Source organism: Algiphilus sp. (genome assembly GCF_965216485.1).
Taxonomy (GTDB): Bacteria; Pseudomonadota; Gammaproteobacteria; order Nevskiales; family Nevskiaceae; genus Algiphilus.
Genome location: NZ_OZ244162.1, coordinates 2,929,508 through 2,951,885, shown reverse-complemented (window position 1 = coordinate 2,951,885; position 22,378 = coordinate 2,929,508). Strand labels below are relative to the sequence as shown.

The following is a 22,378-nucleotide window of genomic DNA, read 5'->3' as shown; positions in this document are numbered from 1 at the left end:
GGGCGCGCATGACCGCTCCCGCAGAGCCACTCGAAGGCGAAAGCAGCTCGCTGTTCCAGCGCACGCTTGGCGTCTTTCGCTATTCGCGAAGGGCGCTGGCCCTGGTGTGGAGCACGGCGCCCGGACTGGCCATCGTCTTGGGCCTGGCCACTATCGTGGCCGGCGTACTGCCCGCGGCGGCCGCCTGGGTGGGGCAGCTCATCGTCGATGCGGTGGTGGCGGCCATCGAGGCGCGCGAGGCTGGCAAGGCGTGGGATTACCGTCCCGCGCTGCAGTGGGTAGCGCTGGAAGGGCTGATCATGATCGGCATCGCGGGTGCCCAGCGCACCATTTCCGCGTGCCAGTCACTGCTGCGCGCGCTGCTCGGGCAGCGCGTCAACGTCATGATCCTCGACAAGGCGGGGACGCTGTCGCTGTCCCAGTTCGAGGATTCCGAGCTGTACGACAAGCTGACGCGGGCGCGGCGTGAGGCCTCGCAGCGTCCGCTGGGGCTGGTCAACAAGACCTTCGGCCTGATTCAGAACGGCATTTCGCTGCTCAGCTTCGCCGCCATCCTGTTTCAGTTTTCGCCGTGGGCGATGCTCATCCTCTTTGTAGGCGCGCTGCCGGTCTTCCTGTCCGAGGCCAAGTTTTCGGGCGATGCCTTCCGGTTGTTCCGCTGGCGGTCGCCGGAGACGCGCATGCAGATGTATCTGGAGACCGTGCTGGCGCGCGAGGACAGCGTCAAGGAGGTCAAGCTTTTCGGTCTGGGGCCGCTGCTGCTCGAGCGCTATCGCGACATCTTCCGGCGGCTCTACCGCGAAGACCGCGCGTTGACGCTGCGCCGCGATGGCTGGGGCTTCCTGCTCGGCATCATCGGCTCGCTGACTTTCTACGGTGCCTATGCCTGGGTGGTGGTGACTGCAGTCGCCGGCCGCATCACCCTCGGCCAGATGACCATGTACGTCATGGTGTTTCGTCAGGGCCAGTCGGCGGTCAGCGCCATGCTGACCGCGATCAGCGGCATGTATGAGGACAACCTCTATCTGTCGAATCTCTACGAGTATCTGGAGCAGCCCACCGCCACCGACGGCGGCTGGCGCAGCGAAGGCGCCGTGCCGGGCGACGGCGTGCGCTTCGAGCAGGTCGGGTTTCAGTACCCCGGCGCGCCCCGGCCGGCGCTGCACGACGTCAGTTTCCATCTGCGTCCTGGCCAGAGCCTGGCCCTGGTCGGCGCCAATGGCTCTGGCAAGACGACGCTGATCAAGCTGCTGACGCGACTGTATGCGCCGAGCAGTGGGCGCATTCTGCTCGATGGTTCGCCGCTGGAAGAATGGTCCATCGACCGGCTGCGTGCGCGCATCGGCGTCATTTTCCAGGACTTCATGCGCTACCAGATGCAGGTCGGCGAGAACGTCGGCGCCGGCGACGTGGCGGCTTTCGAGGATGCGCAGCGCTGGCAACGCGCAGCCCAGCTCGGGCAGGCGGATGCTTTCATCGAGGCACTGCCCGAGGGCTACCAGACCCAGCTTGGGCGCTGGTTCCGCGATGGCCAGGAACTCTCCGGTGGGCAGTGGCAGAAGATCGCCCTGTCGCGCGCCTTCATGCGCGAGGAGGCCGACATCCTGGTGCTGGACGAGCCCACTGCCGCGATGGATGCCCAGGCCGAGGCCGACATCTTCCAGCGTTTTCAGGAATACGCCCGTCAGCGCATGACCATCATCATTTCCCACCGTTTCTCGACCGTGCGCATCGCCGACCACATCCTGGTGATGGACAGCGGGACGGTCATCGAGGCGGGCACGCACGAGGCCTTGATGGCGCGCGACGGTCGCTACGCCCATCTCTTCAAGCTGCAGGCGCGCGGCTATCAGTAAGCTTGCGCGGGTGCCGTCGCCGCAAAGCTGAGGCCGGCCAGACCGCCCGCCAGGCACAGGCCGAAGATGCCGACGAGATCCCGCGCCGCGGCGATGGCCGTTACCGGCAGGGCCCATCCCATAATCGCCAGCAGGGCAAGAATCGAGAGGGTGCCGCCAGCGCCGAACCAGGCGATGCGGTGTCCGCCGGTCCAGGCCACTATCTGCGTGGCAATCAGAAAGGCCACCAGCAGGGCCGCGCCCGACAGCAGCGCGAAGGTCGGCGCGAAATGCAGCATGTCGTGCATCAGGGTGGCCCCCACCTCGCCGAAGGACGGCGGAAAACCAAGGCCGGCAATCTGCGCCAGATTGTGGCCGCTCTGCCAGAGTGTGCCGATGACGGCGCACAGCACCACGCTACCGGCAAAACGCAGCAGCCGCCGCAAGATGATCATGATGGGCTCGTTATCGGGTTCATTTCCGTGCAGGATGCCCCAATGCGCCGCCAGGCGCCTGCTATGGTGACGCCATGGCCACTGATCGCGTTCTCTCCATGACCTGCTTCCGCCTTGTCCTCTGCCTGTTGTGTCTGGCGCCCGCAGCGGCAATGGCGCAGGGCTATCGCCTGGACACCCTTGCCGAGGGCCTGGACCACCCCTGGTCGGTTGCCTTTGTCGACGACGGCCGCATGCTCGTCACCGAAAAGGCCGGGCGGCTTCTTCTGCTGGACGCGCAGGGTCAACGGCTTGCCGAGGTCGAAGGCGTGCCGCCGGTATTCGACAAGAGTCAGGGTGGGCTGTTCGAGGTCCTCCCGGCAGTGGATTTCGCGGACAGCGGCATGCTCTATCTGAGCTATGCCCACGGCGATGCACAGGCCAATGCCACCCGTGTGCTGCGGGCCCGCCTTCAAGGCGAACGGCTGGTGGAGGGGAAGGTGATTTTCACGGCTGAGCCGATGAAGGACACGCCGGTGCACTACGGCGGGCGCATGTGCTGGCATGGCGACGGCACGCTGATACTGGGCCTTGGCGATGGCTTCGATTTCCGCGAGGCCGCGCAGCGGCTGGACAGTCACTTCGGCGCCATCGTGCGCCTGAATGCCGATGGCAGCATTCCACAGGACAATCCCTTCGTCGGGCAGAGCGGGGCCTTGCCCGCCATCTACAGCTACGGCCACCGCAATGTGCAGGGCCTTCTTTGTGATAGCGATGCGGTGTGGGCGCATGAGCATGGTCCGCGCGGCGGCGACGAGCTCAACCGCATCGAGCGCGGCGTCAACTACGGCTGGCCGGTGGCCACCCACGGCATCGACTACAGCGGCGCCCGCATCTCACCCTATACCCAGGTCGAGGGCATGCGCGATCCGGTGGTGCACTGGACGCCATCTATCGGTCCCAGTGCCCTGGCCCGCTACACGGGGGATCGATTCCCCGCCTGGCAGGGTGATTTCTTCGTCGCGACCCTGGTCGAGCCTGGCGTGCGCCGCCTGCAGATGCGCGATGGCGCGGTCGTGGCGCAGCAGCGTCTGTTCGAGGCGCTGGGAACGCGCATCCGTGACATCCGGAGCGGCCCCGACGGGGCGCTCTACGTGCTGACCGACGGCGCTGATGCCGCTCTGATTCGGGTCTTGCCCGCCGACTGACGGCGCCGCACCACTCCGGCGGCGTCGCGTCAGTCTCGCCTCCCCACTTCCCCCCACCGCTCCACCAAGGCCTTCTCAGGCATCCCCTGGGCGCTCTCCCGGTGCTCGGGCGCTGCGCTCTTGTCTGTCGGCAGGGGTGCGGTTCTGATGTCGTTTATAGCAAAACGCCCCAACTATATGTTTTTGCAGGCAATGAGAGGATTGCTATCGAGTGTCCTGCAACTGATTGTTTCACCGTGGATTTTGTCTTGCGTGGTGGGGGAACGTGGAGTAAAGTGGCGGGAAGTGCACGAAGGTGGGGAGCTGCAGTCACGCAAGGGCTTCCGGGGGTTAGAACATGTTCACCGGGGAACACCCGCTCAATGTCGATGACAAAGGACGCCTGGCAGTCCCAGCGCGTTTTCGACAGCAGCTGGCCGATTCCCACGGTCTACAGCTCTACATCACCATCGTCACCCTCGATGACAACCCTCGCCTGGAGATCTATCCGGCGCCCGTATTTCGCGATATCGCCGAACAGATTCAGCAAATGGAGGATCGAGATCTCGCAGAAGCCCTGAAGCTGGGCTTCGTCGGTCGAGCCGTCGAGACGGAAATCGACCGCCAGGGCCGCATCGTTCTGCCGCCGTTGCTGCGCCGGGATGCCGGCATCGGCAACCGCGCCATGCTGGTGGGGCAGATCACGCGCTTCGACGTCTGGGATCAGCCTGCCTACGAGGCAACCCGCGTCGGAGCGGATCAGCTCGCCAACGCGCTCAAGCAGATCCGGCGGTGATCCCCGATGATGCCCGCCTACACCACCACCTCCCGATGCCACCCGGGCGGTTCGCCGACCGCTGATATGTCCGGCCATCGTCCCGTACTGCTGGATGAGGCGCTTGCGGGGCTGGCGGTGCGCGCCGACGGCCGCTATGTGGACGCCACCTTTGGTCGCGGCGGGCACGCCCAGGCGATTCTGGATGTGCTGGGTCCGTCGGGGGCGTTGCAGGGCTTCGACCAGGATCCGGATGCCGTGACGGCTGCGCGGGCCCGCTTCGGCGACGACGCCCGCTTCGGCATCGTGCACCGCCGTTTTGATGGTCTGCGCGATTGGGCCGAGGATCAGGGGTTGATGGGCCGGATCGATGGCGTGCTCATGGATCTGGGCGTGTCCTCACCGCAGCTGGATACGCCGGAGCGCGGCTTCTCCTTTCAGCACGACGGTCCGCTGGATATGCGCATGGACCCCACGCGTGGCGAGGCGGTGTCGGACTGGCTGGCGCAGGCCGACGCCACCACCATCGCCGATGTGCTCTATCACTATGGTGAGGAGCGGGCCAGTCGCCGCATCGCCCGTGCCATCGTCGAGGCGCGGGTGCGCGAGCCGATCGTGACCACGCATCAGCTCGCCCAGATCATCAGCAAGGTGCAGCCGCGGCGCGGTCGCATCCATCCCGCCACGCGCAGCTTCCAGGCCCTGCGCATCTTCATCAACGAGGAAATCGAGGTGTTGAAGGCCGGGCTGGAGCAGGCGGCCGGCGTATTGGCCCCTGGCGGGCGGCTGGTCGTGATCAGCTTTCATTCGCTGGAAGACCGCATCGTCAAGCGCTTCATCCGCGACGATGTTCGCGTCAAGGCCGTGCAGCGGGTGCTGGCGGACGATCGCCACGCCGCCGACAATCCGCGCGCACGGAGCGCCGTGCTGCGCGTGGCGGAGGTATTGCCGTGATGCTATTGCGCACGCTGCTTGCCGCGGCACTGGTGATCTCCGCCGTGGGTGTGGTGTGGAGTACGCATACCCATCGCGCGCTGGTCAGCGAGGTCGAGGTGCTGCGCGCCAAGCAGCACGAGCTGGCTGTCGAGATGGGGCAGTTGCAGCTGGAAGAGGCCTCGCTGGCTCACCCTGGCCGCATCGATCAGGCGGCACGCGCCAGCCTCGGCATGCGTCTGCCCGATAACCGGACCGTCGTGGAGCCGCATCGATGAGCCGCGCCGCGCGCAAGCCGCAGATTCGCGACGTCGGGCGCTGGCGCCGTCACCTGCTCAGCGGCTTCGTCATCGCCGGGGCGGTGGTGGTGGGTCTGCGTGCCTTTGAATTGCAGGTGCTGGACCGTGCCTTCCTCGAGAACGAGAGCGCCAAGCGGGCCATCCGCCACGTCGAGATCCCGGCCAATCGCGGCGCCATTGTCGACCGTAACGGCGAGCCCCTGGCGGTATCGGCGCCGGTGGAGTCGGTGTGGGTGGTGCCGGCCGATTTGCTGGCCGCGCCCGAGCACCTGCAGGCCGTCGCCCGTCTGCTGGATCGCAACAGCGGCGCACTGCGGCGCGAGCTCGAAGCCCGTCGCGATCGCCAGTTCTATTGGCTGGCGCGTCATTTGTCACCAGCCGAGGCGCGCCGAATCACCGCGCTGAACGCGCCCGGTGTGGCTACCTCGCGCGAATATCGGCGCTTCTATCCGGCGGGTGAGATCCCTGCGCATATCGTCGGCATCACCAATATCGATGGCAAGGGGCTGGAGGGGGTCGAGGCCATCGATCAGCAGACCCTCGCCGGCGAGCCCGGCAAGCGACGCGTGATTCGCGCGCGCGATGGCCGCGTGGTCGAGACGGGCATCGAAGTGAAGCCGGCGCGGCCGGGGCAGGATGTGCAGCTCACCATCGACCTGCGCCTGCAATATCTCGCGCATCGCGAGCTCAAGGCGGCCGTGCAGCGCCATGACGCTAAGGGCGGCATGGTGGTGGTGGTTGACGCACGCAGCGGCGATATCCTGGCGATGGCCAGCAGTCCCGGATTCAACCCGAACCGGCGCAACGCCATCGACCGCAGCGCCATGCGCAACCGGGCGATGACCGACGTCTTCGAACCCGGCTCGACGGTGAAGCCGCTGCTGGTGGCGCACGCCCTCGACCGCGGGCTGGTCGATTCCGGGACGCGCTATCAGACCGGGGATGGCTGGATGCAGGTCGGCCGACTGACGGTGCAGGACGTGCACGCCTACGGCGAGGTCGATCTGACACGCATGCTCAAGAAATCGAGCAATGTGGGTGCAGCCAAGCTGGGTCTGGACATGGGCGCCGAGGCCGTGTTTACCGCCTTCGATCGTTTTGGGTTCGGCAAGCCGCTCTACATGCGCTTCCCGGGCACCGCCAGCGGGCGCCTGCCCTTCTGGCGCAGTTGGGATGAGGTGGAGGTTGCCACCGCCTCCTATGGCTACGGTCTGTCGAGCAGCGCGCTCCAGCTCGTACGGGCCTATGCGGCTTTGGCCAACGACGGACAGCTTCCCGGCTTGCGCCTGCGTACCGACGAGGCGCTTGTGCCCCCTGAGCGGGTGATTTCGGCTGATGCCGCGCGCCAGGTGCGCGGCATGCTGCGCACCGTGATTAGCGAGGACGGCACGGCCGCGCGTGCCGCCGTGCCCGGTTTCAGCGTGGCGGGCAAGACCGGCACCATGCGCAAGGTGGGGGCCGGTGGATACTCGGCCGATCGCCACCAGGGCCTCTTCGTCGGCATGCTGCCCGCCGAGAACCCGCGCCTGGTGGGTCTGGTGCTGATCGACGAGCCCCGTGCCGGTGGCTTCTACGGCGGCGTGGTGGCCGCGCCGGTGTTCTCGCGCGTGATGCAGGGCGCCGCCCACTGGCTGCAGCTATCGCCGCGCGCCCCCGTCGTGCCCGGCTTCACGACAGCGGCCACTGCGGAAGAGGAGCCGCGCTCATGACCGGACAAGGTCCCTACCTGGACGACACCCCACGGCTGCCGCAACTGCTCGACGGACTCACCGACGCCGCCGACGTGCCCGATCTGCCGGTGACCGGACTGGCCCTGTCCAGCCAGGCCGTAAGCGCGGGCGACATTTTCCTTGCGGTGCAGGGGACCCGCATGCACGGCCTGGCCTTCGCCGCCGACGCGGTGGAGCGCGGCGCCAGTTGTATCGTCTACCAATCCGGCGCGGGTGCGGTGGCGCCGGATCTGTCGGTGCCGGCTGTGGCCGTCCCCGATCTGTTCCGGCGTATGGGTCTCATTGCATCGCGTTTTCAGGGCGACCCCTCCGCTTCGCTGCGGATCACGGCCATTACCGGCACCGACGGCAAGACCTCGGTTGCCTGGCTGATGGCGGGGGCACTGGCGCATCTGCGGGTATCGGCGCACTACATCGGTACGCTGGGTGCCGGCTGTCCGACAGGGCTGTCCGCCACCCAGCACACCACCCCCGATCCACTGCGTCTGCAGGCTGCCCTCGCCGAGGCGCGCGACGCCGAAGTGCGCGCCGTGGTCATGGAAGTGTCCTCCCACGCCCTCGATCAGGGACGGTTGGCTGGCACGCACGTGGACTGCGCAGTGCTGACCAATCTCGGTCGCGATCACCTCGACTATCACGTCGATGTGGCGGCTTACCATGCCGCCAAGAAGCGCCTGTTCACCGAATGTGCACCCAAGTGCATGGTGCTGAACGCCGACGATCGCGTGGCCCGTGAATGGATCGTGGAAATGCCGCAGGCCTGGACCTACGCCCTGGACCACGAGGCACGCGTGCGCGCCATGGATCCACATTTCACGCAGGAAGGAGTGCGTTTCATGCTGACCTGCGACGGCGAGCAGGCGCAGGTCAAGGCGCCTCTGATGGGCCGCTTCAACGTTTCCAATCTCACGGCAGTGGGTGCCGCCCTGCTGGCGCAGGGTTATGGCCTGAAGCAGGTGGCTGCCGCGCTGTCGCGGGCTGGCGTCGTTCCCGGCCGCATGCAGCCATTGCGCGCCAGTGGAAAGCCCTTGGTCATCGTCGACTATGCCCACACGCCGCAGGCGCTCAGCCAGGCCCTGCTCGCCAGCAAGGCCCATGCCCGCGGCAAGCTGTGGTGCGTCTTTGGCTGCGGCGGCGATCGCGACACCGGCAAGCGCGCGCTGATGGGGCAGACCGCGGCCGCGGTGGCCGACCATATCGTGCTTACCGACGACAACCCACGCAGCGAAGACCCCGAAGCCATCACGGCGACCATCGCTGAAGGCGTGGGCGCGCACGGGCATGTCGAGACCATCAATCGCCGTGCCGACGCCATTGCCCACGCCATCCGCTCGGCCAAGGCGGAAGATATCGTGCTCATCGCCGGCAAGGGGCATGAGACGACGCAGCAGTATGGCGCCGTGGAGTACCCCTTCTCGGATATCGAGCACGCCCGTGCCGCCCTTGGCCTGGAGTCCGCTCCATGATGCGTTCCGCTGCCGCACTGGCCGCTGCCGTGCATGGTCAACTGCACGGCAATGACGTGCGCTTCGAGGCGGTGGTGACCGACTCCCGCGCGGTGGCGCGCGGCGACTGCTTCTTTGCTCTCAGTGGCCCGCGCTTCGATGCCCATCAATTCCTGGATCAGGTGGCCGGCGCCGGCGCTGCATTGGCAGTGGTGGGTCACGCGACGGACGCCGATATCACCCAGGTGGTGGTGGACGACCCGCTGACCGCACTCCAGCGCTTCGCCGCTGCCTGGCGGGCGCAGTTCGCGCTGCCGTTGGTGGGCGTGACCGGTGCCAATGGCAAGACCACGGTGCGTGCACTGTGCGAGACCGTGCTGGCACCCATGGCGCCGGTATTGGCTACCACCGGCAACCTCAACAACCATATTGGCGTTCCGCTGGTGCTCAGCCGCCTGCGCGATGTGCACCGCGTTGCGGTCATTGAAATGGGCGCCAATCACCTGGGCGAGATCGCTGCCCTGACTGCGATGGCCCGGCCCACCGTGGGCGTGGTGACCAATTCCGGCAACGCCCATCTCGATGGCTTCGGCTCGCGCGAGGCCGCGGCACAGGGCGAGGGCGGCGAATTGCTCGAAGGACTGCCCAACGACGGCGTTGCCGTGATCAACGCCGACGATCCCTGCGTGGCACTGATGGAGAAGGCGGCCGGCAGCCGGCGTTGTCTGCGATTCGGCATAGACGCCGCCGACGTCGACGTCGCGGCCGAGGCCATCGTCGCCGAGCCGGTGCAGGCGCCTACCCGGATGCATTTCATGCTGCGCCTGGGCGAGGCCCGCGTACCGGTCCAACTGCCGCTGCCCGGCCGACACAATGTCTCCAACGCGCTGGCCGCGGCGGCGGCGGCCCACGCGCTGGGTATCGCGCCAGCGGCCATTGCCGAGGGGCTCAGCCGCGCGCAGCCCGTGCAGGGGCGTCTGGTCTGGCGCGACGGGGCCGCGGGCTGCCGTGTGCTGGATGACAGCTACAACGCCAATCCGGATTCACTGGCCGCCGGGATCGCGGTGCTCGCGCAGAGCCAGGGCACACGCGTCCTCGTCCTTGGCGACATGGCGGAGCTGGGTGCCACGGCCGCCGAGCATCACGCCGAGGCCGGGCGTCGCGCCCGGGCCGCCGGCATCGAAGGTCTGTACACCGCTGGACCGCTGGCCGCGCAGGCAGCCGCTGTCTTTGGTGAGGCCGCGCAATCCTTTGATGACGCGACCGCTCTCGCAGCCGCCCTTCCGTCACTGGCGTCGCGCGACTGGGTGGTTCTGGTCAAGGGTTCGCGCAGCGCCGGGATGGAACGCGTGGTGCAGGCTCTGTGCCCGCCGCCCGTCGCGAGCAATCACAACAAAGACAACGAACGGGGGGCGTCGCATGCTGTATCACCTCAGTGAGATTCTGCAGGAACTGGAAAGTGGCTTCCGCGTCTTCCAGTACCTCACTTTCCGTTCGCTGCTCGGGGTGCTCACGGCGCTCATCTTCTCCTTCATCGCCGGGCCGTGGATGATCCGCCGCCTGCAGATCAACCAGATCGGCCAGGTGGTGCGTACCGATGGGCCACAGACGCATCTCATCAAGTCCGGCACCCCCACCATGGGGGGAGCGCTCATCATCGTGGCCGTCGTGGTCGGTACGCTGCTGTGGAGCGATCTGACCAATCACTATGTCTGGATCGCCATCTTCGTCACCATTGCCTTCGGCGCCGTGGGCTTTGTCGATGACTACAAGAAGGTGCACTACGGCAAGTCCAAGGGGCTGAGCGCCGGCCAGAAGTACTTCTGGTTGTCGCTGGCCGGATTCACGGCCACCACCGTGATGTATTTCACGGCGCGGTCGCCCGTCGAGACGGGCCTGATCCTGCCTTTCGTCAAGGATGTCGTGATACCGCTGGGTCCGGGTTTCATCCTGTGGGCCTATCTGGTCATCGTCGGCACCTCGAATGCCGTGAACCTCACGGACGGGCTGGATGGCCTCGCCATCATGCCGACGGTGATCATCGCATCGGCGCTGGCCATTTTCGCCTACGCCCACGGCAATGCCTTTATTGCCGACTACCTGGGCATTCCCTTCATTTCGGGTGTGGGCGAGCTGGCCATCTTCTGCACGGCCATTGCAGGGGCCGGATTGGGCTTTCTCTGGTTCAACGCCTATCCGGCCCAGGTCTTCATGGGAGATGTGGGTGCGTTGGCGATGGGCGCTGCCCTGGGGGTGGTGGCCGTGCTGGTGCGCCAGGAGCTGGTGCTCTTCGTCATGGGCGGCATCTTCGTCGCCGAGACGCTGTCGGTCATTCTCCAGGTCGGCTCCTACAAGCTGCGCGGCAAGCGCATCTTCCGCATGGCGCCGCTTCACCACCACTACGAGCTGAAGGGGTGGCCCGAGCCGCGCATCATCGTGCGCTTTTGGATCATCACGCTCGTGCTTGTCCTCATTGGTCTGTCGACGCTGAAGATTCGATGACGCTCGGACACGCCAAGCCTTTGTTGGTGGTGGGCCTCGGGATGACCGGGGCCTCTGTGCTGCGCTTCTGCGCGGCACGCGGGCTGCAGGCCGACGCTACCGACAATCGCGCGCAGCCGCCGGATATCGAGCACCTGCGCGCGCGCTATCCGGAGTGCCGCTTTGCGGTCGGCGCATTCTCAGCACCGCGTGGCGCGGAAGGCTACGACGCCGTGGTGCTGTCGCCCGGGATTTCGCCGCAGACGCCCTTTGTGGCGGAACTGCGCGCGTCCGGCCTGCCCGTCATGGGGGACATCGAGCTCTTCGCCCGCGCCGTCGAGGCGCCGGTGGTGGCCATCACCGGTAGCAATGGCAAGTCCACCACCACCGCGCTGTTGGGCGCGATGGCAGACGCCGCCGGCATCGATGCCGGCGTCGGTGGCAATCTCGGTACGCCGGCGCTGGACCTGCTGGAGTCGCAGCACGATCTCTACATCCTCGAGCTGTCCAGCTTCCAGCTCGAAGTGACCAGCACCCTGGCGGTCGCCGCGGCCACCATGCTCAATCTGTCCGAGGACCATCTCGATCGCCACGGCTCCATGGAAGCCTACGGTGCGGCCAAGGCGCGCATCTATCGGCGCTGCGGCACGGCGGTGGTCAATCGCGCCGACGCCGCCACCCTGCAGGGCAGCGATCAGGCACGGCAACGCCGCTCCTTCGCTCTGGATGCGCCGCCGACGGAGGCCGACTACGGCATCCTGCGGATGGATGGCCGCGACTGGCTGGCCGTGGGCAGCACGCGGCTGGTGCCGACCGATCAGATTGCGCTGCGGGGCCTGCACAATCAGGCCAATGCGCTCGCCGCGTTGGCTCTTGCCGAAGCCGCGAGCATGCCGCGCGCACCGTGCCTGGACGCGCTGGCGACCTTCGACGGTCTGCCGCATCGCTGTCGTCTGGTGCACGCCGCGGGTGGCGTGCAATGGCTGGACGATTCCAAGGCGACCAATGTGGGCGCCGCACTGGCGGCCCTGTCCGGCATGTCGGGCCCGCTGATCTGGATCGGTGGTGGTCAGGCCAAGGGTCAGGACATGGGGCCATTGGCAGACGCACTGGCGCAGCAGGCGCGGATTGCCATTGTCTTCGGACAGGACGCCGACCTGCTGGGTGCGGCGCTGGATGCCGTCGGCGTGGACACGCGCCGGGTGCGTACCCTCGCCGAGGCGGTGGCAGAAGCCGCGGAGGGGTCACGGGATGGCGATACCGTTCTGCTGTCTCCGGCCTGCGCGAGCCTCGATCAGTTCCCGGACTATCGCGCGCGTGGCGACGCCTTCGCGCGCCTCGCCAAGGAGTCGGCGGCATGATCCGCGATCAGCTCGCCCACTTTGCCGTGCGCGCCCCCATGCCGGACCGCTGGCTGGCGGGTCTGGCTGTGACCTTGCTGCTGCTCGGGCTGGTCATGGTGGCGTCGAGCTCGGTCGCCGTCGCCGAGCAGAGCAGCGGTGGCGCATTGACACTGTTCTGGAAGCAGGTGGTCTACGCCGCGCTCGGCGTCTTCGTGGCGGCCACCCTGATGCAGATTCCGCTGGCGGCCTTCGCCCAGAACGGCATGCTGCTGCTGGGCGTGGCTTTTGTGCTGTTGCTCTTGGTGCTAGTGCCCGGCATCGGAGTGGAGATCAACAGCGCGCGCCGCTGGATCGACCTGGGTCCGGTCAATCTGCAGGCCTCCGAGCCCGCGCGCCTGGCCATCGTGCTCTACCTCGCCGGATTCATTGTCCGCCGTCAGCTGGAGGTGCAGCACCAGTTCCGGGGGCTGCTCAAGCCCTTGCTGGTGATCACACTGGCATGCGCCCTGCTGTTGCTGCAGCCGGACTTTGGCGCCGCGGTCATCCTCGCCGGCATCAGCTTTCTGATGCTCTTCCTTGGGGGCGTCAAGCTGCGTTATCTGGTGGCACCGATGCTGCTCACGGTAGGCGCTTTCGCCGTGCTCGCCATCACCCAGCCATACCGCCTGCGCCGTCTGCTCGGCTTCTCTGATCCCTGGCAGCACGTCGAGTCGGCTGGATGGCAGTTGTCGCAGTCCTTGATCGCCATCGGCCGGGGTGGCTGGTTCGGGGAAGGGCTGGGCAACAGTCTGCAGAAGATGCTGTATCTCCCAGAGCAGCACACCGATTTCATCTTCGCCGTCTATGCCGAGGAATTCGGCCTGTTCGGCGTACTGGTAATGCTCGCGCTCTACATCGCGCTGTGGTGGCGCGGCGTGGCCATCGCGGCCGAGGCCGAAGCACGTGGTGCGCGCTTTGCCGCCTATCTGGGCTATGCGCTCAGCTACTGGCTGGCCTTCCAGGTGCTGGTGAACATGGCCGTCAACATGGGGCTGCTGCCCACCAAGGGGCTCACCCTGCCGTTGATGAGCTACGGCGGTTCGAGTCTGCTCACCGTGTGCGCCATGGTCGGCCTGCTGCTGCGCATCGATGTGGAGAATCGTGCCGCCGCGCCAGCCAGCGCCGATGGAGACAGTCGTCGCCGCGTCTCCCGCCAGGGGGTGACGGCATGAAGGTGCTGATCATGGCGGGCGGCACCGGCGGCCATGTCTTCCCGGCACTGGCTGTGGCCGAGCTGCTGCGCGCCGAGCGACACGAGGTGGAGTGGATGGGCACTGCCGCGGGTCTGGAAGCGCGGGTCGTTCCGCAACACGGCATCCCGCTGCGTACCATCGATGTTCGCGGCCTGCGCGGCACCGGCTGGCGGAGACTCGTCGTGGCGCCTTTCGCTGTGCTGCGCGCGATTCTGCAGGCCCTCACCATCGTGCGCCGCATGCAGCCCGCCGTGGTCCTGGGCATGGGCGGTTTTGCCGCCGGGCCGGGTGGCATCGCCGCCTGGCTGCTGCGTCGTCCCCTGGTGATTCACGAACAGAATGCCGCGGCCGGCATGACCAACCGGCTGCTCGCGCGCTTCGCGCGCCGCGTCCTGCAGGCCTTTCCGAATGCCTTGCCCGGAGCCACTTCCGTGGGCAATCCCGTGCGTGCGGCTTTCACGGCGCTGCCTTTCCCGGAACAGCGCTTCGCCGACCGGGATGGCCCGCTGCGCCTGCTCGTGGTGGGGGGCTCGCAGGGTGCGCGTGCGCTCAACGAGCGGGTGCCGCAGGCGCTGGCGCTGGGCGCACCGGGCCACTTCGAGGTATGGCATCAGGGCGGACGCACGGTGGAGGTGGCGCAGCAGGCCTATACCGAAGCCGGATTGGCCGCGCGCGTCGATGCCTTCATCGATGACATGGCCGCGGCATACGCCTGGGCCGACGTGGTGGTGTGCCGCGCCGGCGCCATGACCGTGGCCGAACTGGCTGCAGCGGGCGTAGGCGCCATCCTGGTGCCTTTTCCAGCGGCGGTCGACGATCATCAGACACGCAACGGTCAGCATCTGGTGGACCGCAACGCCGCCGTCCTGATTCAGGAGGCGGTGCTGACGCCGCAGCGCCTGGCTGAAACGCTGCAGGACATCGGTAACCGAGACCGCCTGCTGCAGATGGCGCAAGCCGCGCGTGCAGCCGCGATGCCTGACAGCGGGCAGCGCATTGCATCGGCATGTCTGGAGGTGGCGCGGCCATGAATCCGCACGACCCCCAGAGCACCGATATGCGTAGCCGTCCCATGCGCCGCGTGCGCCGCGTGCACTTCGTCGGGATTGGCGGCAGTGGCATGGCCGGCATCGCCGAGGTGCTGTGCAATCTTGGCTATACGGTCAGCGGCAGCGATACCCGCGCCTCCGCCGTGACCGAGCGACTGGCTGCGTTGGGCGCCACCGTGTACCCGGCGCACCGCGCCGAGAATGTGGCCGAGGTCGACGCAGTGGTGGTGTCGACCGCCATTGATCCGACCAATCCCGAAGTGGCGGCGGCGCGGGCGGCGCGTACGCCCGTGGTGCGGCGCGCCGAAATGCTGGCCGAGCTCATGCGCTTCCGCTACGGCATCGCTATCGCGGGCACCCACGGCAAGACCACCACAACCAGTCTGGTGGCAGCGCTGCTGGCCGAAGGCGGACTCGATCCCACTTTCGTGGTCGGGGGCCGCGTCAAGTCCGCCGGGGCCAATGCGCGCCTGGGCGCCGGCGAGTATCTGGTGGCCGAAGCCGACGAGAGCGATGCCTCCTTCCTGCATCTGAATCCGCTGATCGCCACCCTGACCAACATCGACGCCGATCACCTGGAAACCTACGGCGGCGACTTCGAGCGCCTGCGCGCGACCTATGTGGAATTTCTCCAACGCCTGCCCTTCTACGGCCTGGCGGTGATCTGCGCCGATGACGCGCACAACCAGCAGCTGATTCCGCAGATTGGTCGCCCGATCACGACCTATGCCCTCGAAGTCGAGGCCGACTATCGCGCCACCCAGCTTGAGCCCGGGCAGGGTGGCACCCGCTTCACGGTGCAGCCCCCCGATGGCGACGGGCAGCGGCTGTTCCTGGCCATGCCGGGTCGCCATAACGTCTCCAATGCCCTGTGTGCCATTGCGGTGGCGCGGGAGCTCCAGGTGTCCTGGGAGGCGATTGGCCGCGCGCTGAGCGGTTTCCAGGGCATCGGTCGCCGACTGGAGCCCTGTGGCGACCTGCGTTGTGGTACTGCCTCGGTGGCGCTGGTGGACGACTACGGACACCACCCGCGCGAACTGGAGGCAACCTTCGAGGCCGTCCGCGCCGCCTGGCCGGCGCGCCGTCTGGTCGTTGCCTTCCAGCCGCACCGCTACACCCGGACGCGCGACTGCTTCGACGACTTTGCCGCCGTGCTTTCGACCGCTGACGCGGTCATTCTCAGCGAGGTCTACGCCGCCGGGGAAACGCCCATTGCCGGTGCGCGTTCGCACGACCTGGCCACCGCGCTCCGGGCGCGCGGCAAGGTCGTGCCGGTGGTGGTGCGCAACCCTGACGAGGTTCTGGAGGTGCTGCCGGATGTGGTGCGCGACGGTGATGTCGTGCTCACCCTGGGCGCCGGCGACATCGGTCTGCTGCCCGCCAAGCTGCGCGCGGCCTTTGCCCCGGGGGCATCCTCGTGATCGCCTGTGCTGACCGCAGCGCCTTGCAGGGGCGTCTTGAACATCACGTGCCTCTGGCGCGTTACACCTCCTGGCGTGTGGGTGGTCCTGCTGACCGTTTGTATCTCCCTGCCGACCGCACCGATCTGCTCGCCTTCATTGCTGAGCTTCCGGCGGAGGAGCCGCTGCACTGGATCGGCCTTGGCAGCAATCTCCTGGTCCGCGACGGCGGGCTGCGTGGCACCGTGATCGTGCTGCATGGCGCCCTCAACCGTCTCCATCTGGAGACGGCGGACGGCCACCCGCTGGCGAGTGATGTTGCCTTGCCGGCCGGGGCACGGGTCTATGCCGAAGCCGGTGTCCATTGCGCGCGCCTTGCCAAGTTCGCCGAGCGCGCCGCACTGGCGGGGCTTGGCTTCATGGCCGGTATTCCCGGGACCGTAGGCGGTGCCTTGGCCATGAATGCTGGCGCATGGGGCGGTGAAACCTGGCCGGCCGTGGCCGCGGTCGAGATCGTGCAGCGCGGTGGCACGACGCGCTGGCTGTCGCCGGAGACGGTGCACTTCGCCTACCGCGAGGTGCGTCTGCCGGAAGACGCCATCGGCCTGATTGCCGCGCGCTTCACGGTGCAGGCCGACGAGGATGGCAGCCATGCTGCGGCGGTACGCTCGCAGTTGGCGCGGCGCAAAGCCACCCAGCCGGTCGGCCGACCCAGCGCCGGCTCCACCTTCCGCAACCCGGAAGGCGATTTCGCCGCCCGACTGATCGAGGCTGCGGGCCTCAAGGGCTATCGCGTGGGCGGCGCTGAAGTCAGCGAGCAGCACGCCAATTTCATTCTGACCAGCGAGGGCGCGCGCGCCAGCGATGTCGAGCGCCTGATCGCCCATATCCAGCACACCGTGCGCGAACGCACCGGCGTCGTACTGCAACCCGAGGTGCGCGTGGTGGGTGATGAATCTTTGGAGGGAAGCGCATGATGCCGTCCGCGCGCATTCATCAGCCTCGTGCCTTCGGCAAGGTCGCCGTGCTGTGCGGTGGCTGGTCGCCGGAACGCGAGATCAGTCTGCAGTCCGGCAGCAATGTCTATGCTGCCCTCGAGCGTCAGGGCGTGGACGCCACCCTGCTTGATGTCGACCGCACCATGCTGCTCGGACCCGCACTCGACGGCTTCGACCGGGTGCTCAATCTGGTGCACGGCCGGGGTGGGGAGGATGGTCAGCTGCAGGCAGTGCTGGATTTGCGCGGCCTGCCCTATCCGGGCGCGGGGGTGGCGGCCTCGGCACTGGCCATGGACAAGTTGCGCAGCAAGCGGGTCTGGCGCGATGCCGGCCTGCCGACGCCTGCCTTTGCCGCGCCCGGTGATCTGGCGGCGGCCCACGCTGCCGCCGAGCACATCGGCTATCCGCTGTTCATCAAGCCAGTGGCGGATGGGTCGTCAGTCGGCATCCACAAGGTCCGCAGCGGCGAACAGCTCGAAGCGGCCTTCCTCGATGCCGCCCAATACGGCGACGTGCTGATGGAAGCCTTTGCCGAAGGGCGCGAGTTCACCTGCGCGGTGCTTGATGGCACGCCTCTGCCGCTGATCTGCATCGAGCCGGCGGGGGAGTTCTACGACTACCACGCCAAGTATCTGTCCGATGAAACGCGCTACCTGTGCCCGGCGCCGGTGGACGAGGCCCTGCGCGATCGCCTGCAGGCCATGGCGTTGGAGGCCTTCGCGGCCATCGGCGTGCGCCAGTGGGGGCGCGTCGACTTCATGCTGGACGCCAACGGCGCGCCCCAGCTGCTGGAGATCAACACCCTGCCGGGAATGACCACGCACTCGCTGGTGCCCATGGCCGCGCAGGCCGTGGGCATCGATTTTGACGCCCTGTGCTGGCGGTTATTGGAATGCACGATGGAGGCTGCGTAATGCCTACGATGAATTGCCTATGGCGGGGCCGCCTGCTGTCGGTACTGGCCGGCATGATGCTGGCCGGTGGCGCGGCGGCAACGACCCACGCGCTGGTGGAACGCGACACCGGTCTGCGTCAGGTCGTCCTGGCGCACAGTCCGGTGCGGGTGGCACCGGAAACGGTGCGCGCCGTGGTCGCGCCCTTTGCGGACGCCGAGTTCGCGCGCCTGGATCTGGCGGCTATGCGTCAATCGCTGGAGGCGCTGCCCTGGGTGGCGCGCGCTCAGGTGCGACGCGACTGGCCGGATCGGCTGGTGATCACCCTGCACGAGCACGAGCCGATCGCGGCACTGGCCGAGGGCCGTTTCCTGATGCGGGACGGTACGGTGGCGGCCATCGAGGACTTTGCCGGCAAAGGACTGCCACAGCTCGCCGTGGATGCGGCCCACGCCCGCACCGCCTACCAGGCCTATCGGGATCTCGAGGCTGCCCTGCACGGCAGTGCCCTGCAGCCGGTACTGCTCGAGCGTTCGACCCGTGGCAGCTGGACCTTGGTGGATCGCGACGGCGTGGCCTTCCGGCTGGGCAAGGGCAATCCGGCACAACAGGCGGAGCGCCTCAGAAAGGCGGTGATGCCCGCATTGGCGGGACGTATGCAGCGCGTGGCCTATGTCGATCTGCGCTACGGAAATGGATTTGCAGTGGGCTGGGATGAGACCGGCCCGGAGAGCGATTAATGGCGAAGAAGGGCAACAGCAATCTCCTGGTCGGTATCGATATCGGGACCTCCAAGGTCGCGGTCATCGTCGGCGAGGTCCAGGACGATGGCTCGATGGAGATCGTCGGTCACGGCGAGGCACCGTCCAAGGGCCTGTCGCGGGGGGTGGTGGTCGACATCGAAGCCACCACCAATGCGATTCGGCGCGCCGTAGAGGAGGCCGAACTGATGGCCGGCTGTCGCGTGCAGACGGTCTATGCCGGCATTTCGGGCAGCCATGTGCGTGCGGTGAACTCGCAAGGCATCGTCGCGGTGCGCAATCGCGAGGTCACCGAAACCGACAAGGAGCGCGTCATCGACGCCGCCCGCGCCATCGTGATCCCCGCCGATCAGCGCGTCCTGCATGTGGTGCCGCAGGAATGGTCGGTGGACGGTCAGGAGGGCATCCGTGAACCGGCCGGCATGGCCGGTGTCCGTCTGGAAGCGAAGGTGCACATCGTTTCCGTGGGCACCTCAGCGGCGCAGAACATCTACAAGTGCATTGAAGGCTGCGGGCTGGAAATCGACCGCCTGATTCTGGAGCCCTTGGCGTCCAGCTATGCGGTGCTGCAGCCCGACGAGCGCGATCTTGGGGTCTGCCTGGTGGATATCGGTCATGGCACGGCCGACATCGCGATCTTCAAGGACGGCTCCATCCGGCATGTGGCGGTCGTGCCGCTGGCGGGTGAATACGTCACGCGCGACATCGCCGCCATGTTTCGCACACCCAGCAAGTCGGCGGAGGCCATCAAGCGCGAATTCGGCTGTGCCTGGCCGCAGATGCTGGAGCCGGGGGAATCCATTGAAGTGCCTTCGACCGGGGACCACCCGGCGCGGCAGATCTCGCGTCAGGAAATGGCCGAGGTCATCAAGGCCCGCTACGAAGAACTCTTCCGCGAATTCATCGCGCGCGAACTGCATCGCAGCGGCTTCTACGACCTCATCGCCAGCGGCATCGTGCTCACCGGCGGCAGCTCGCGCCTTCCCGGCGTGATCGAACTCGCCGAAGACGTCTTTCAGGTTCCGGTCCGCCTTGGCCTGCCGCAGGAGCAGATCAAGGGCATCACCGATGTCACCCGGAATCCCGCATACGCCACAGCAGTCGGCCTGCTGCTGTTCGGGCGTGATCAGCGACCCCATGAGCGGGTCGATTTCGATCAGGCCGGCATGAAGCAGTTGTGGCAGCGAGTCCGCAACTGGTTTCAGGGCAATTTTTAATCATCACGACTCGCCACCGCGGGCAATCAGGAGGTATCACCATGAGCGAAGTATTCGAAATCCACGACGGGCAATCCCCGGAACGCGCAGTCATCCGTGTCGTCGGCGTGGGAGGCGGTGGCTGCAATACCGTCAACCAGATGGTCGAGGCCGGCATCGAAGGGGTGGAGTTCATCTGCTCCAATACGGATCGTCAGCACCTTGACCGCAGCAAGGCGGCCAACATCCTGCAGATCGGTGCCGCTGTGACGCGTGGCCTGGGTGCCGGCAGCGACCCCGAAAAAGGCCGGGCCGCCGCGGAGGAGGATCGCGACCGCATCCGCGACGTGCTGGAAGGCACCGACATGCTCTTTCTCACGGCGGGCATGGGCGGTGGCACCGGCACGGGTGCGGCCCCCGTCATTGCCGAGATTGCACGCGAACTCGACATCCTCACGGTGGCCGTGGTCACCAAGCCTTTCATGTTTGAAGGCAAGAAGCGCAACAGCGCGGCGACCGCCGGCATCAGCGAGCTGCATCGTCACGTCGACTCGCTCATTCTCATCCCCAACGAGCAGCTGCAGCGCGTGCTGGGCGATGACGCCACCATGGAGGAATGCTTCCGCAAGGCCAATGATGTCCTGCAGAACGCCGTGCAGGGCATTTCCGACCTGATCACCCGTCCGGGCCAGGTCAATGTGGACTTTGCTGACGTCTCGACCGTGATGCGCAGCCGTGGCAAGGCGATGATGGGTCTGGGTCGTTCCTCCGGCGATGATCGCGCCCTTAATGCGGTGGAGGAAGCGCTCACCAGCCCGCTGCTGGATGACATCGAGCTGACCAACGCCCAGGGCATCCTGGTCAACGTCGCCTGCGACCATTCGCTGAAGATGGGCGAAATCAATCGCATCATGGGCCGCGTGTTGGAGATCGCCAGTGACGACGTCGATCTCAAGTTCGGCACATCGCTGGACGAATCCCTCGACGGCGAGCTGCGCGTGACCGTGGTGGCCACCGGACTTGGCGGGAGCCATCAGCAGGCCGAGCACAGCGCGAATGTGACGCCCATCAACCGTCAGCACAGCCCGCAGCAGCCCGCGGCAGACGTCAACGGCCATCCCCGTCACAGCTCGGTGGAAGTGCCGGCCGTGATGCGCGAATCGGGGAGTCGCGTGGCGGTGGGGCAGGACTTCCACAGCAACTCGATTCCTGATGAGGAAGTGCTCAATATCCCGGCCTTCCTGCGCAATCAGGCAGACTGAGCGCACAAGGCCGCGATCCGGAGCGGCCCCGACACGGGGCCGCTGGCGGGGGCGTTCCTTGGTGTGGCCAGCGGCTTCATCGTGGATACAGCTTCACGGTGCTGTCATAATGGTCGGCTAACAGACGCAACGGCTCTGCCGGTGCGCGTTCCGCGCGAGATAATGAATATGGTCCAGCAACGCACCCTGAAAAACCCGATTCGCGCCTCTGGCGTCGGGCTGCACAGCGGTCGCAAGGTCTTCCTGTCCATGCAGCCGGCGGAGCCCGATACGGGCATCGTCTTTCGCCGCATTGATCTGCCCGGCGCGCCGGAGATTCCGGCACAGGCCCACCTGGTGACGGACACCCAGCTGTGTACCTGCCTGACCAACGAAGCGGGTCAAAAGGTCCAGACCATCGAGCATTTGCTGTCGGCGCTGTCTGGAATGGGCATCGACAACGCCATCATCGAGCTGTCGGCGCCGGAAGTGCCGATCATGGACGGTAGCGCGGGGCCCTTTGTCTTCCTGCTGCAGTCCGCGGGGGTGGTGGAGCAGGCCGCACCCAAGCAGTTCCTGCGGGTCAAGCGGCCCGTGCAGGTGCAGGAGGGCGACAAGCTGGCGCGGCTCGAGCCCGCCAATGGCTTCCGGCTGTCCTTCGGCATCGAGTTCGACCACCCGGTGGTGAGCGGTACGCGCCAGCATGTGTCGGTCGACTTTTCCAGTACGGCCTTCGTGCGCGAGGTCGCCCGCGCACGCACCTTCGGCTTCATGCAGGATGTGGAGTTCATGCGCGCGCGCAATTTGGCGCTGGGCGGCAGCCTGGAGAATGCGGTGGTGCTCGACGAATTCCGCGTGCTCAACCGGGATGGCCTGCGCTACGACGATGAATTCGTCCGCCACAAGATCCTCGACGCCGTCGGTGATCTCTATCTGGTTGGGCACAGCATCCTTGGCGCCTACTCGGCCTTCAAATCAGGGCACGACCTCAACAACAAGCTGGCGCGCAAGCTGCTGGAATGCGAAGACGCCTGGGAGCTGGTGACCGTGGACGATGCCGCCGAAGCGCCGGTGCAGTTTGGTCCGGCGCTGCCTGCCACTGCCTAGAGCCTCGCTACCCGCTGGTCAGCTCATCGCGGGCGTGTG

General features: G+C 66.9%; 20 protein-coding genes. 19 read left to right on the top strand and 1 reads right to left on the bottom strand.

The window, feature by feature from the left end:
- Positions 1-8: 8 nt before the first annotated feature.
- Positions 9-1,856 carry an ABC transporter ATP-binding protein gene (locus tag ACOOFO_RS13605; protein ID WP_420427291.1) on the top strand — a complete coding sequence of 616 codons (1,848 nt, stop codon included), beginning with the start codon at positions 9-11 and terminating at the stop codon, positions 1,854-1,856.
- Here ACOOFO_RS13605 and ACOOFO_RS13600 read toward each other — a convergent pair.
- Positions 1,850-2,290 carry a hypothetical protein gene (locus ACOOFO_RS13600; protein WP_420427290.1) on the bottom strand — a complete coding sequence of 147 codons (441 nt, stop codon included), beginning with the start codon at positions 2,288-2,290 and terminating at the stop codon, positions 1,850-1,852. The two genes, ACOOFO_RS13605 and ACOOFO_RS13600, sit on opposite strands and share 7 nt — an antisense overlap.
- Before the next feature lie 74 nt (positions 2,291-2,364).
- Here ACOOFO_RS13600 and ACOOFO_RS13595 point away from each other — a divergent pair, with 74 nt between their 5' ends.
- From ACOOFO_RS13595 to lpxC, 18 genes are all read left to right on the top strand, one after another.
- Positions 2,365-3,477 carry a PQQ-dependent sugar dehydrogenase gene (locus ACOOFO_RS13595; protein ID WP_420427289.1) on the top strand — a complete coding sequence of 371 codons (1,113 nt, stop codon included), beginning with the start codon at positions 2,365-2,367 and terminating at the stop codon, positions 3,475-3,477.
- A 337-nt stretch (positions 3,478-3,814) separates the two neighbouring features.
- Complete coding sequence (locus ACOOFO_RS13590) at positions 3,815-4,252, top strand: division/cell wall cluster transcriptional repressor MraZ (protein WP_420427288.1); 438 nt, start codon at positions 3,815-3,817, stop codon at positions 4,250-4,252.
- Between the two features lie 66 nt (positions 4,253-4,318).
- Positions 4,319-5,185 (top strand): 16S rRNA (cytosine(1402)-N(4))-methyltransferase RsmH, encoded by an 867-nt coding sequence (gene rsmH, locus ACOOFO_RS13585; RefSeq protein WP_420427287.1) that lies wholly within the window; start codon positions 4,319-4,321, stop codon positions 5,183-5,185.
- Positions 5,185-5,442, top strand: a complete 258-nt coding sequence (gene ftsL / locus ACOOFO_RS13580; protein WP_420429786.1) for a cell division protein FtsL — start codon at positions 5,185-5,187, stop codon at positions 5,440-5,442. The genes rsmH and ftsL overlap by 1 nt, the downstream gene beginning before the upstream one ends.
- Positions 5,439-7,172 (top strand): peptidoglycan D,D-transpeptidase FtsI family protein, encoded by a 1,734-nt coding sequence (locus tag ACOOFO_RS13575; RefSeq protein ID WP_420427286.1) that lies wholly within the window; start codon positions 5,439-5,441, stop codon positions 7,170-7,172. Before ftsL ends, ACOOFO_RS13575 begins: the two co-directional genes overlap by 4 nt.
- Positions 7,169-8,659, top strand: coding sequence for a UDP-N-acetylmuramoyl-L-alanyl-D-glutamate--2,6-diaminopimelate ligase (locus ACOOFO_RS13570; protein WP_420427285.1), 1,491 nt, complete (start codon positions 7,169-7,171; stop codon positions 8,657-8,659). The genes ACOOFO_RS13575 and ACOOFO_RS13570 overlap by 4 nt, the downstream gene beginning before the upstream one ends.
- Positions 8,656-10,077, top strand: a complete 1,422-nt coding sequence (locus ACOOFO_RS13565; protein ID WP_420427284.1) for a UDP-N-acetylmuramoyl-tripeptide--D-alanyl-D-alanine ligase — start codon at positions 8,656-8,658, stop codon at positions 10,075-10,077. The genes ACOOFO_RS13570 and ACOOFO_RS13565 overlap by 4 nt, the downstream gene beginning before the upstream one ends.
- Positions 10,058-11,140 (top strand): phospho-N-acetylmuramoyl-pentapeptide-transferase, encoded by a 1,083-nt coding sequence (gene mraY, locus ACOOFO_RS13560; protein WP_420427283.1) that lies wholly within the window; start codon positions 10,058-10,060, stop codon positions 11,138-11,140. Before ACOOFO_RS13565 ends, mraY begins: the two co-directional genes overlap by 20 nt.
- Entirely contained in the window at positions 11,137-12,480 is a 1,344-nt protein-coding gene (gene murD / locus ACOOFO_RS13555) for a UDP-N-acetylmuramoyl-L-alanine--D-glutamate ligase (protein ID WP_420427282.1), read from the top strand. Before mraY ends, murD begins: the two co-directional genes overlap by 4 nt.
- Positions 12,477-13,673, top strand: coding sequence for a putative lipid II flippase FtsW (gene ftsW, locus ACOOFO_RS13550; protein ID WP_420427281.1), 1,197 nt, complete (start codon positions 12,477-12,479; stop codon positions 13,671-13,673). Before murD ends, ftsW begins: the two co-directional genes overlap by 4 nt.
- The gene (gene murG, locus ACOOFO_RS13545) at positions 13,670-14,725 is read left to right on the top strand and encodes an undecaprenyldiphospho-muramoylpentapeptide beta-N-acetylglucosaminyltransferase (protein WP_420427280.1); all 1,056 of its coding nucleotides are present in this window, start codon (positions 13,670-13,672) and stop codon (positions 14,723-14,725) included. Before ftsW ends, murG begins: the two co-directional genes overlap by 4 nt.
- Complete coding sequence (gene murC, locus ACOOFO_RS13540; protein ID WP_420427279.1) at positions 14,722-16,164, top strand: UDP-N-acetylmuramate--L-alanine ligase; 1,443 nt, start codon at positions 14,722-14,724, stop codon at positions 16,162-16,164. Before murG ends, murC begins: the two co-directional genes overlap by 4 nt.
- Complete coding sequence (gene murB / locus ACOOFO_RS13535; RefSeq protein ID WP_420429784.1) at positions 16,164-17,120, top strand: UDP-N-acetylmuramate dehydrogenase; 957 nt, start codon at positions 16,164-16,166, stop codon at positions 17,118-17,120. The genes murC and murB overlap by 1 nt, the downstream gene beginning before the upstream one ends.
- A complete protein-coding gene (locus ACOOFO_RS13530) occupies positions 17,117-18,055 on the top strand; it encodes a D-alanine--D-alanine ligase (protein WP_420427278.1) in 939 nt (312 codons plus the stop codon). Before murB ends, ACOOFO_RS13530 begins: the two co-directional genes overlap by 4 nt.
- Positions 18,055-18,774: a cell division protein FtsQ/DivIB gene (locus tag ACOOFO_RS13525; RefSeq protein WP_420427277.1), complete on the top strand. Its 720-nt coding sequence runs from the start codon at positions 18,055-18,057 to the stop codon at positions 18,772-18,774. Before ACOOFO_RS13530 ends, ACOOFO_RS13525 begins: the two co-directional genes overlap by 1 nt.
- Positions 18,774-20,012 carry a cell division protein FtsA gene (ftsA, locus tag ACOOFO_RS13520; protein WP_420427276.1) on the top strand — a complete coding sequence of 413 codons (1,239 nt, stop codon included), beginning with the start codon at positions 18,774-18,776 and terminating at the stop codon, positions 20,010-20,012. Before ACOOFO_RS13525 ends, ftsA begins: the two co-directional genes overlap by 1 nt.
- A 41-nt stretch (positions 20,013-20,053) precedes the next feature.
- Positions 20,054-21,253, top strand: a complete 1,200-nt coding sequence (gene ftsZ / locus ACOOFO_RS13515; RefSeq protein ID WP_420427275.1) for a cell division protein FtsZ — start codon at positions 20,054-20,056, stop codon at positions 21,251-21,253.
- Between the two features lie 168 nt (positions 21,254-21,421).
- On the top strand, positions 21,422-22,339 hold the full coding sequence (lpxC, locus tag ACOOFO_RS13510) for a UDP-3-O-acyl-N-acetylglucosamine deacetylase (protein WP_420427274.1): 918 nt from the start codon (positions 21,422-21,424) through the stop codon (positions 22,337-22,339).
- The last annotated feature ends 39 nt before the right edge of the window (positions 22,340-22,378 follow it).